This window comes from Piscirickettsia litoralis, assembly GCF_001720395.1.
Lineage (GTDB): Bacteria > Pseudomonadota > Gammaproteobacteria > Piscirickettsiales > Piscirickettsiaceae > Piscirickettsia > Piscirickettsia litoralis.
Genome location: NZ_MDTU01000001.1, coordinates 1146060 through 1157646, shown reverse-complemented (window position 1 = coordinate 1157646; position 11587 = coordinate 1146060). Strand labels below are relative to the sequence as shown.

Annotated in this window: 13 protein-coding genes; all 13 read left to right on the top strand. The window is 35.9% G+C overall.

Annotated features, from left to right (window positions below):
* Positions 1 to 130: 130 nt before the first annotated feature.
* The 13 genes from BGC07_RS05510 to BGC07_RS05455 all read left to right on the top strand — a co-directional run bounded on the left by BGC07_RS05510 (position 131) and on the right by BGC07_RS05455 (position 11470).
* Positions 131 to 511 carry a hypothetical protein gene (locus tag BGC07_RS05510; protein ID WP_069312282.1) on the top strand — a complete coding sequence of 127 codons (381 nt, stop codon included), beginning with the start codon at positions 131 to 133 and terminating at the stop codon, positions 509 to 511.
* Positions 512 to 970: 459 nt separating this feature from the next.
* Entirely contained in the window at positions 971 to 1669 is a 699-nt protein-coding gene (locus BGC07_RS05495) for a hypothetical protein (protein ID WP_235602959.1), read from the top strand.
* Positions 1573 to 1830: a secretion/conjugation apparatus DotM-related subunit gene (locus BGC07_RS24120; protein WP_449421086.1), complete on the top strand. Its 258-nt coding sequence runs from the start codon at positions 1573 to 1575 to the stop codon at positions 1828 to 1830. Before BGC07_RS05495 ends, BGC07_RS24120 begins: the two co-directional genes overlap by 97 nt.
* Positions 1793 to 2017: a secretion/conjugation apparatus DotM-related subunit gene (locus tag BGC07_RS24115; RefSeq protein ID WP_449421069.1), complete on the top strand. Its 225-nt coding sequence runs from the start codon at positions 1793 to 1795 to the stop codon at positions 2015 to 2017. The genes BGC07_RS24120 and BGC07_RS24115 overlap by 38 nt, the downstream gene beginning before the upstream one ends.
* Positions 2017 to 2592 carry a type IVB secretion system protein IcmJDotN gene (gene icmJ / locus BGC07_RS05490; protein WP_069312279.1) on the top strand — a complete coding sequence of 192 codons (576 nt, stop codon included), beginning with the start codon at positions 2017 to 2019 and terminating at the stop codon, positions 2590 to 2592. The genes BGC07_RS24115 and icmJ overlap by 1 nt, the downstream gene beginning before the upstream one ends.
* 30 nt (positions 2593 to 2622) lie before the next feature.
* Positions 2623 to 3027 (top strand): type IVB secretion system protein IcmW, encoded by a 405-nt coding sequence (icmW, locus tag BGC07_RS05485; protein ID WP_235602958.1) that lies wholly within the window; start codon positions 2623 to 2625, stop codon positions 3025 to 3027.
* Positions 3028 to 3057: 30 nt separating this feature from the next.
* Positions 3058 to 4566, top strand: coding sequence for a hypothetical protein (locus BGC07_RS21865; protein WP_235602957.1), 1509 nt, complete (start codon positions 3058 to 3060; stop codon positions 4564 to 4566).
* On the top strand, positions 4526 to 6052 hold the full coding sequence (locus BGC07_RS21860) for a hypothetical protein (protein ID WP_235602956.1): 1527 nt from the start codon (positions 4526 to 4528) through the stop codon (positions 6050 to 6052). Before BGC07_RS21865 ends, BGC07_RS21860 begins: the two co-directional genes overlap by 41 nt.
* A gap of 1 nt (position 6053) precedes the next feature.
* Positions 6054 to 6836: a hypothetical protein gene (locus tag BGC07_RS05475; RefSeq protein ID WP_069312278.1), complete on the top strand. Its 783-nt coding sequence runs from the start codon at positions 6054 to 6056 to the stop codon at positions 6834 to 6836.
* A gap of 39 nt (positions 6837 to 6875) precedes the next feature.
* On the top strand, positions 6876 to 8357 hold the full coding sequence (locus tag BGC07_RS21855) for a DotA/TraY family protein (RefSeq protein WP_069312277.1): 1482 nt from the start codon (positions 6876 to 6878) through the stop codon (positions 8355 to 8357).
* Positions 8358 to 8382: 25 nt separating this feature from the next.
* Positions 8383 to 10098, top strand: a complete 1716-nt coding sequence (locus tag BGC07_RS21850; RefSeq protein ID WP_069312276.1) for a DotA/TraY family protein — start codon at positions 8383 to 8385, stop codon at positions 10096 to 10098.
* 144 nt (positions 10099 to 10242) lie between these two features.
* Entirely contained in the window at positions 10243 to 10749 is a 507-nt protein-coding gene (locus BGC07_RS05460; protein WP_069312275.1) for a hypothetical protein, read from the top strand.
* Positions 10750 to 11050: 301 nt separating this feature from the next.
* The gene (locus BGC07_RS05455) at positions 11051 to 11470 is read left to right on the top strand and encodes a helix-turn-helix domain-containing protein (RefSeq protein WP_069312274.1); all 420 of its coding nucleotides are present in this window, start codon (positions 11051 to 11053) and stop codon (positions 11468 to 11470) included.
* Positions 11471 to 11587: the final 117 nt, after the last annotated feature.

The following is an 11587-nucleotide window of genomic DNA, read 5'->3' as shown; positions in this document are numbered from 1 at the left end:
CCACCCTCACAAGAAGAATTAATTTTACCTCTGTGAATTTAATTAATGGTATGGGGCCTGATATAGACAAAAATCAGAAGAGTTAATAGAAAATGATAGCTTATTAAACTTATTAATTAAAAAAGTTAATATGAATAAGCCGTTAGATCTGGATAAAGCATATTCGTTTATCGCTGAGATAACAGATATCAGTGATGATGAAGAGATTGAGGAAGATGGTGGTGATTTTATTCCTAAAAATGACATATTTTTAAATATCCCACTTGAAGACAGGATTGAAAGTATATATTACGATTATGGAACGTCCTGTTTAGAAGATTGCTTAATTGACTATAAGCAAATTAAAAGTGCAGTCAATAAGCTTGTAATTTTGAATGATATGCAAAAAAGCAAAGCAAATAAAATAACAGATAATATTTTGGAAAGATTATCGAATGTGACAGCTTACGAATTTTATGAGAATCAGCAAGATATAAACTTTGCTATTGATAGAATAGTACAAGATAGGTAAGAGGTTGATATGTCGGATAAATTTGATCTTGAGCTAAAACATTTAAAGCTTTTATCTGAAAAGTTAGGGAACCCTTATATCCTTTATGGGTTTAAAAATTTAAACCAAAAAATAGATGAGCTGTATTTTAATCAATTTTATCGAGTGAAAACATTGCATAAGATATATAAAAAAGCTATATGTCTTTGATGAAGAGGATGATGATGAGGGAGAGGGAGAAAAAATTTCGTTTTCTGGATTGCTTGTTTTACTTTATTTAATTAATCCGCGTAAGGCGATACCTGTATTTGTTGACTGTGTAATTTCATATGAACCTGTTGAAAATATAATAAGAAAAAATTCAGAAAAACTAGGTATAGATATTAAATTAAAAACTAATAGCTCTGACTTGGTACGGTCAAAAGTAAATGAGGTAAAAGCGTTGGAGGTAGAAGAGGGTTCAGTTGATTATGGAGGTTAATGATGCAAAATGATCAGGGGGGAGGCGTTCCCCATATAATTTATTACACCATGGCCATTGCAGTTGCTGCTTGTGCTATTTTTATTTACTTTCATAGTGCGGTAATTGGTGTGATTTTGCCATTTAAAATGTTCGAAGTAAGATTAATAAATCTTATAACAGGACAATTAGGAAAGGTTATTGACTGGGCTAAGTATACTCCAACAGAGGCGATCACAGCGCATGACCTTTATGCAATATCATTATTGGCAGGTTCGTATGTTCGTTGGTTAACTGTTCCTATAGCAATTATCCTTACTGGCTTATTATGGAAATATCACCCAGGAAGTAATCTTTCAACTAAACATAGTATGCTATCTTTACTGCAAAGTATGAAGGATGAGTTTTATGAAACACGGCCTATTATTGGTCAAAGTCTTGATGCGCAAAATATCGATGAAGGACCCTGGAAAATGGCGTTAACACCTTTGGAATTTATGAAGGTTAATCAATTATTAAATAGTAGTAAAAAAATAGATGAAGGCTTAGCAAAAGAAGTATTTATTAAACAGCTTGGAAGAGTTTGGACAAGCGCTGAAGAATTAACTGATATTGAAAAGCTATTTTTGGTATTTTATCTGCATTTGTATGCTATAAGCGTTCAGAGGCAGAGGCTGCTGCAAATGAAATTTCATCTTCATTTCAAAAAAATAATTTAAACTACACTCTGGCCTTAAGCTTATTTGAAAATTTTAAGGATAAGGGTAATATTAAGAAAATAGTTTCATCTCATAATTATGTTTATACTGTTTTTTCTTCTCTTTTAGAGCAGGCAAGACAAAGTGGTACTGTGTCAACAGCAAGTTTTTTTATGGCTTAAACCAAAAGATCGCTCTTTGTGGTATTGCTTAAATAATGTTGGGCGTCAGGCTGTGTTTGTCGAAGGAGCAGCAATAAGATCTCATTGGCTTGTTGAAAAAGAGCTAAAAAAATCTATTGCTATTCCGATGATTGATAAGGCTGTTTATGGATTGAGTGTCGTTTTTAAAACTGTGGAGATTGATTAATGTTGAATCTTTGTTTACAGGCTTGCTCTGGTAATTTTATTAGACATGAACGCAGAAAAAAGAATAACCGCTTTAAAGAAATATCTAAGAAAATAGCAGAAGAATATAGTTACAAGTGCCGATATTGTAATATGCTATGTGAAAATTGGTATGATATCGTTAATATTGATGGTGATTACAAAAATAATAAATCTAGTAATTTAGCAATAGCATGTAAAATTTGCAGTCAATGCTTACTATTAGATCAATATGGTGTTGATTACTCTGGTGAAGATAAATTAATTTACCTACCTGAACTTAATCAAGTTGAGCTAAATATAATAATGGTTGCAATGGCTGAAATAGCGTGCTCTACTAATAATAAGTCTGTCGATAAAGATAGAGTTCTTTCTGCAAAGACAGTTTATTCGAGTCTTAGTGAGCGATCTGAACTGCTATCTAAAATATATCAGATAGATATGAGTCGGCCTGCGCTATTTAGCTTTATCAGCAATGAAAGCCTGAAGGCTAGTGAATTAGTTTCTTCAATTAGAATTTTATTTTCTTTGAATAAAGTGTCTGGTTTAATATCGTGATTATCCATGATTTAATTAGGAGTATTGTTAATGTTGCCTTTTAGAAAGAAAGTTGCTGATTATTGGAAATCATATGAAAATAGCAATATTAACCATGCATTAATAAATTTTGAAAAGATTGAAAAAGAAATTTATCTTTTAGATGAAGGCAATGAGGATAAGTTGTCTAAATTTTTAGAATTTTCTAGTAAAAATAGCCTGAAAGATGTTAGTCATGAAGAAATTTTATTATTATTAAATTCTTTACCTGCTGCATATATGTTTTATGTCGTTCATGAAATAAATGGTCATAATCCGGAGTATATTTCTTCTCTAATATCGAAGGCAAATAAAAACAAGGGAAGCAATGATGATTATAAGTTTTTTTATAACCGGAATGTTTTATTTGAGAGAATGCAAATACTATCTAGAATTTTTTTCATCAGATCGTGTTAATAAGCTTATTAGAGTTTTAAGTGAGTAGTTATGGCGCTGGTAGATTCTTTATTTGACAATGTAGAAAGTTTTTTTGCATGGTCTGGGCTGTTGTTGAAGCAATCTCATGCAGCTTATTGCGACTTGGAGACTGCAGATAGTCGGCATGTCTTAGTGACTAAGAATGCATCTTTAATCTCAGTAATTAAAATTGATGGTTTTAGGCGCTTTGTTGGGAAATCAGAATTTGACCAACTTTGTGATCAGTTTGTAGAGTCAATTCAAAGTTCATTTTCATCTGAAGGTCACTTTATCCAGTTTTATTTTAATTATAGCCCTGAAAATATTGATTATTATATTAATCAATCACTACAGCCTGCAAAAGAAACAGCAGAAAGAGTAAATCTAAATATTGATGATATTTTCGAGTCAAAAAAAGAAGTTCTTAGTAATGTTTGTTCTCATGAAGATTGCTTTTTTATCATATGGACTGAACCGTCAGCATTACCAACAAAACATATCAAGCATGCCTTTAAAGAAAAAGCGGATAAGGTAAAATCATGTGACCTGCCACACTCTCGGCGAGCGGCTAATTTATTTTTAGGCTTGCCTGAGCTTAGGAATTTACATGATTCATTAATTAGTACGGTAGTTGAAGATTTGCAGCAAATAGGGTTTTATATTAAATTGCTTGATGTTCATTCTGCTCTTTATGAAACCCGCAAATCAATCGATCCAAATTTTACTTCTCCAGACTGGAAACCCTTTTTGCCGGGAGACACTATTCCTGTACGCCTAAAAGAATATGAAGATAATAAACAAGGTGATATTTCTGATATTTTATGGCCTCCGTTATCGTCACAGGTGATTCCGCGTGAAGGTGAAAATTTTGATCTTAAAATGACACGCATTGGTGATATGATGTACTCTCCTCTTTATATCGAGTTATTTCCAAAAAATGTTAGGCCTTTTTATGACTTATTTAGACGTGCTGCTTTAGCAGACTTGCCTTGGCGTGCATCTTTTCATATTTCAGGTAATGGTATTAAAGTGACTCAATCAAAAAATTGGTTGGCACAATTTCTAACATTTAGCTCTTACCATAATAAACTAATTGTAGAGTCACATAAGTTATTAAAGCACCTTGACGAGCGTGGCGATGATCCTATTGTTAAGTTAAAAATGGTTTTATTGACTTGGGCGCCTGTTGGAAAAATAAACTTGCTGAAACAGCGCTCCGCTAAACTGGCTCAATTAGTTCAGGCATGGGGAGGCTGTGAGGTTAAGGAGTTCTATGGTGATCCATATGCTGAGGTTTTATCAACCGCGGTTGCAGTGCGTAATAAAAGTGCGGCAGTAACTAGTGGAGCTCCACTCTCAGAAGTTGTAAAAATGCTGCCCATTACACGGCCAGCATCTCCCTGGAAAAAGGGGGCGTTATTATTTAGAACACCCGATGGCAAACTTTGGCCATATCAACCTGGATCGAATCACCAGGTTAGCTGGATAGACATTATTTATGCGCGCTCGGGCTCTGGAAAAATCTGTGTTATTAAATAGCTTAAATTTAGGCTTGTGCTTATCTCCTGGTTTATCGCAGCTGCCAAGAATTGCTATTATTGATATTGGTCCATCAAGTAAAGGCTTTATTTCTTTGTTAAAAGAAGGTTTATCCTCTGAGGATAAAAATAAAGTGATTTATCATCGGTTAAAGCTTGAAGATGGTCATGCAATTAATCCATTTGATACTCAGTTAGGAGCGCGCTTTCCAACTAAGTTACATCGATCTTTTTTAATCAACTTATTAAGCCTTCTTTATGTTGAGCGGATAAAAGACAGTCCTCCGAATGGTATGTCAGGAATGCTAAGTTTACTCGTTGATGAACTATATAGGCAGTTTAGTGATAATGAGCAGCCTAAGCCTTATATTCCTCATATGGACTCTTATTTAGAGGAAAAAATTAATAAAATTAACATAGGAATTAAGCCAGCAATGACATGGTGGCAGCTTGTCGATATCCTATTTGAGAAAGGTCATGCTGAATTAGCGATACGTGCCCAAAAATATGCCATGCCAACATTAGCAGATACTATTTCAACGGCCCATTTTCATGGAATTAAAGATATTTATAGTAAAGTGTCTTTGCCTGGCACTCAAGAGGATTTTGTTTCATCATTTTGTCGAACAATCTCAGCAGTGATACGTAATTTTCCAACATTGACAAGGCCAACACAGCTTAATTTAGAAAAAGCACGGATTATTGCCTTAGATTTAGAAGATGTTGCTCGCTCTGGTAGCTCAGCAGCAGAGAAGCAAACAGCTATAATGTATATGTTATCACGGCAGGCATTAGCTCAGCATTATTTTTTACGCCATGACGATATTAGAGCATTTCCAAAAGCTTACCATGATTATCATACCGACCGTGTGCGTGAGATTTTAGAAGAGCCAAAACGTATCGTTTATGATGAATTTCACCGTACAGCAAATAGCCCTTCTGTTCGTGAGCAGGTTATCCAAGATATGCGTGAGGGGCGTAAATGGAAAATTCAGATTTCATTAGCCTCTCAGGCATTACAAGACTTTGATAAACTCATGGTTGATTTTGCCACCGGTGTTTTTATTTTAGATTCAGGATCGACACAGAGCATTGAAGAAACCTGCAAGACCTTTGGCCTTAATGAGACGGAAAAATATGCATTAGCTACTCGTGTCCATGGACCGAAAAGTTCAGGAGCAACTTTTATTGCTCAGTTTGTAACAAAACAAGGGGTTAATACCCAGTTATTAACAAGTACTATCAGTGCAGTGGAATTGTGGGCATTTAATACAACGACTGAGGATGTTCATATTCGAGAATCCCTTTATAAAATTTTAGGGCCAGAAGAAGCCAGAAGACGCTTAGCTTTAAAATATCCTAGAGGGAGTGCAACAAGAGAAATTGAAGCTCTGATTGATGAGAACCATGAGTTAACTGTTGCAGAGGCTTGCGACTTAGTGTTAAAGCAATTGCTAAATGAGTCTTATAAAAATGAGGAAGACTAATATGAGTGATTTTATCAGGTTTTTAACTATAGCAATTGGAATTTTTTTAGGATTTATAATGTCAACTTATGCTGTTGACCCCGTATCTTCAGTCATTTTGCAAAAAGATTTAGGTGAGATTATTAACAATCAAAATACCACGAATCAATCACTTGCCACTGCAAATAATGCTTTAAGCCCTGGTGTTCTGACACAAGATTTATCAGATAGTGTCGAGGGCTGGTCGAATCAAAGTGATGCTTCTCCATTTATTAATTATGTAAGTCAATCCACAAGCACAGAAAATGATGGGCAGAATCAAGCAGATGGTCCTTCTAATTACGCCACTTTACTTCCTAACAATTCTTACTATATGAGTCTTATACAAGGAAATAACTATACAAATGAAAGCGATGATAATATCATTCCAGTGGGTATGTCGACCCAATCTGCTATACTAGCAACAGCTGCATTGTCTCAAATGAATGCAAATAATAAGGCGAATCAAAGTATCACAAATGCAGTTCAGGACCAGCTCAGTGCAGATTGGTTAAATGGCTTGAAATCTTCTACTCGAGATCAGTTATTGCGCAGTATTTCCCTACAGTTATCTGTTAACAATTTGATTAACTATCAACAGCTTCAGCAAGAACGTATAGGCTCTTTATTAAAAGTAGCAGAATTACTGGATAATCACTCATTGAAACAGCAGCTTGGTAAATTTAATGATATAGAAAAAATGCTAAATAATATGAATATTAATTTAATGTATATTAACAAATCTATTATTAAAACTAATGGTTAATTGATACATAATATAGCAAAGCGGTAAAGGAAAAGAATTATGTCAACTTTAGTGCCAGGACCAACAACCGACCAATCTGTCTATTTCCTCTGGCAAATATTTGGCAATATTATTTATTGGATTTCGGGAGAGAATGTTCCTTCTGGAGGAGATGATCCCACAATTATCCATTATGTAATATCAGCATTTAATTCAGGGTTGATGAGTGTTCTTTTTGTTATTTATGCAATTGTTCTTTTTATTGGGACTTTAAATACAGCACACCAAGGAGAGTTTTTAGGGCGTAATTGGTCTTCGATGTGGGCGCCGTTGCGTGCAGCATTTGGCCCGTTATGTATGATACCTGTTAAATATGGATTTTGTTTAATACAAATTGTACTGCTTTATGCCGTCCTTGTCGGTGTGCAATTAGCTAATTTTGTTTGGAATAGTTTGGAAGTAGAGCTTGGTCAAACTGCAATCCCTGCGGTTCCAGTCAGTTTGTTAAATGATGTAAAAACTGATGTGAGTAAGGCTGTTTTATACGAGGCGGTTCAAAAAGTTGCTGATGATTTAGACGTGTCAACGAGTAAACTGACGGGGAATACTCTGAACGCTGGCGGCACGTGTGCCACAACTGACTCATCGGGCCAAGCTACATCGAACCAGTTTTATAATATTGATGGTACACCAACTTTTTGTGTGAATACTGAGGCGACATTGCCACAAATAGATGCTCCTAGTTTAGTCTCCTCTGTCAATGCCTTATGTGATAACAGTGATTTTATGAATGAATTTGCGCAAGAAATGAATTTATTTTATCAAAGCCCTTATAGTTATAATGGGCAAACTATAACTCACCCAGGCAACCCATACCTAAGCTCAGGTATTTTGACTCAGCAATGTGTTAACTCTATGACATTACTACTGAGCAATCAAAATTCAGGGTCGAATATATCTGAATACACCTTCCCTGTGTCAGGATATAGCCAACAACTTGCTTTTAAAGCCTCTTTAGGAGATGGTTCGTCATCAAGTTCAGGTGGTGCAATTTATGTTTCAGCAGCGGGTAATATTGCTTTTAACTTTTCTAATCAAAATTATGCAAATGGTAGCGAAAATTCTTACTCTAGAAAAGCTGAAAGAGCAACTAATCAAATTGTAACTTATTTATATAATGATGATTTAAATTTAGCTAATAGAGAATTAAATAATTATATTAATGACCTGAATAAAGATCTTTTGGGTTCTATTCAAAGTTCAAGCTCAAGTACACCTAAAGGAATTGCAGACAGTGCAGAAAGCTCCTCTGGGTCGGATGGGCCAAGTTATTATGACCAATGTAAGCACTATTTATCAAGTTCGGATGATGATGGCGTGAGTGATGATGGTGATGATGCAAATAGCTCTGGCTCTTTAAATTTACGTTATTTAGAATGTTTGCAACTAGAAGAATCAAATCAAACTTATAGTTTATCTGATCATGTAGACTCTGACTATCCATTTAAAAGCTATATAGATAGTTGGTGGATGGGGGGCTGAAAGCTATTTAGCGATAGATGAAATTATGAATAATAATTTAGAAATTGTTAAAGATGAGTTAGATAAAAAATTGTCCTATCCCGGCATGAGTATTTCATCGACAATTAATTACGATGTTCCTATGTATATGCAAATATATCCTTTAATTAATGGATCCCCAGTTTTTTATGAGGATACTTCTGGCAATGCTCAAGATGCTTCCGAAGAGTCTTCAATTACAGATGCGGAAAAATTAGGGCATACTGCGGCAATACCATCACAAACCAATACTATTCCAGATGGCTTAAATTTATTTGCAAATAATAACTGGCAAACATTAGTCGCACAAGCTGTTTATGGTTCAGGTAGTGAGTGCACCGGTGAGGCATCAGACAGCTGTGATCCCCAAAATACATTGTATGCGAATTTAATTAATTTGCCAGATGACTTTCAAGTCCCTTTTGACTACTTATTTAATTTATTATCATCTGATAATAATGATTCATTAGCGGCCCATAGTGATGATATTACATTTTTAAATAATGTATTTTCTTTTCTTTCTAGTAATGGGGTTTATCAAACAACGAGTACAACATCCATACCTGTATATGCAGTCGTCGATAAGATTTTTGGTAACCTAACAGGCAATGGATTATCCTCTGATGTGACGGGCGTGATGAATGAGTTTTATCAGTTGGGTATGCCTTCTACGAATTTATTTAGTACAATTATGCAAGCTCAGCAAACCGGAGCAGATGTTGTTCAAATGGTGCTGGATAGCTTTACTAATATTTTGGATACTTATCAAAAGCAGTTTCAGAATATCCAAGATACAGCAGAGTCAATGGTCAAAACCACATCTGTTGTGTCAGGAGTTACGGCTGGAATAGGGGCGTTATTTGGTTCAAGTGCACTAAGCAGTGTAAGCGCAACAGCCGCTACATTAGGGCAAACATTAGTGCAGCTTTATATGGCATCGCAAATCGGGCAATTATCAATATCTTTGGCGTGGCTGCCGCTTGCTATGATGGTTTTAGGCTCTTTGTTTACTGCTGCAATTACTTTTATTGTTATGATGCCACTGATTCCCTACTTTTTATTTTGGGCGGGTACCATCGTGTGGGTTTTAAGTATTTTAGAAGGCTTAATTGCTAGCCCATTAGTCGCCTTAGCTTTGGTTTACCCTGAGGGACACGAAGTGCTAGGGCATGGCGCGGCGGGAGTAAAAATAGCACTAAATATTATTTTCAGGCCCGTGTTGATGGTTATTGGTGTCACCTCAGCAATGGCATTAACCTACGTATTAATTACATACTCTGCGCAAGGGTTTCATTTGGTCGGCTCATTGCTATTGAATAACTTTTCATCTTCAACAATAGTCAAAGGAATTGTTTCTTGTTTCTTAATTTTTATTTACTCATCATTCATGATGATGGCATTTAACAAGTGCTTCTCAGTCATTTATTTAATTCCAGATAAGGTACTCGATTGGATCGGTATTTCATCAAGCCATCGAGCAGGTGCTGAGGAAGTTCAACAATTACAAGGAAAAACTGAAAGTATGGCAGGCCAGTCTAATCAAGCTATGAGCAGCGGCGCAGAAAAAGGAATTCAGGCTCAGCAAAAAGAAACTTCAGACACTGTCACCGCAGATATGGGTATGATTCAAGTGGCTGAAAAAGGCGGAGCTGCTGGCGGCGGCGCTTTGAGAGAAGGTATTGATGCTGGAACAGGGGGCGGAGGTGAAGCCGAAGGTGGTTGATAAGTTGTGCAGATTTATTAATTTGGCCTTTTTCTTAAAAAGAAGAGTGATGGTGCAGCACTACATAGGGAGCGACTACACCTTAAAATGAGTCCAGTTCAAATGCATATGTTAACGTGTTAAATAAGTAAGGTAGATTAGCTCATGTTATTACTTTCAAGGTTTATTTTATTTTCTCTTCTTTCAGTTTTTTGTTTGAGTTCTTATGCTGAATGGGATGGGGGAGATGTTACCCTTGTCAATGAGACAGGTTATAATATTATTGTTTATATTTTAGCTGGACATTACCAATGTATGGAAAGCTTTAATCCTCACGGTGGATCTTACACACCGGGAGATATAATAGTATTAAAGGCGGGAGAAACAAAAGTAGCTGCATATCATGAAGAAGAGAAGGCAGCTGCATTTACGTCTTGTGCTACTGATAGCACCTATTACTATTTAAACGCTGCGTTTGAAAGTGCCCCTTATATTTTTGTGAGTAATACATATGATATATCTCATGGCTCAGTAAGCTTGGAAAAAACCTCTAATTCTGTGGCGGGTAATTTAGCCATCTATCGAAGCTCTTCGACTAATGATCCAGAAAACGATTATGGGCACACTTTGGGTTTGACTGCTGACATTATAGTGAATAATTCATCATCTTAACCAACACTATTTTCAAGTATGCTTTGATTCTTCATTTAACAAGAGAGTGAAAAAAACCATATAGTAATCATTGTGTAATTTTGGTTTTGGGCTTGCTGAGTGATTAAGAAATGGTTTGAGTTCTCAGTGTTAAGTGTTTAAGCTGATTCATCTTCTTGGCCTGGGCGAGATCGTTACAGTTGGTAATAACCACTTGGTTGATTTGGAACGTTGTTCAGGGAGCATATGCCTAGCTTCTTTATAGCACTTCCCTAACACTTTGACTTGTAAGATAATCGTAATAAGCAGAGGAGTGTTTATTATGCCAGCAGCTTACTCAACAGACCTTCGAATGAAAGCAGTAGAAGCTTATAAAAAGGGAAAATACCACCAAGCAGAAATCGCAGAGCAATTTGGTATCAGTATCGCCACTTTTAATCGATATTGGAGGGCCTATAATGCTCATGGAGATTTATCACCTAAAAAATACCACCATGGCCGCCATGCAGTTTTATCTGGGAATAACCTAAACGATGTTGCTAAGCTAATTGCAAAGAAACCGGATGCAACGATTGCTGAACTCTGTGAAGTATACAACCAAACACATGAGATTCCTGTCGGAAGAAGTATGATGCATCGAGCTTGCCAGAAACTAAAGGCCAACTACAAGAAGAAGTCTAAAAGAGCTTCTCAGCAACAGACAGATAGGGTAAAAAAAAGCGTAATGAATTTGGCCGAATGATGAAAAACCTTAAATAAAGATCTTATTTTCCTTGATGAGTCTGGGTGTTATTTGAACATGACACGCCATTATGCCAGAGCTTTTAATGGTGATCGTGCGATTGAGTATGCTCCTTTC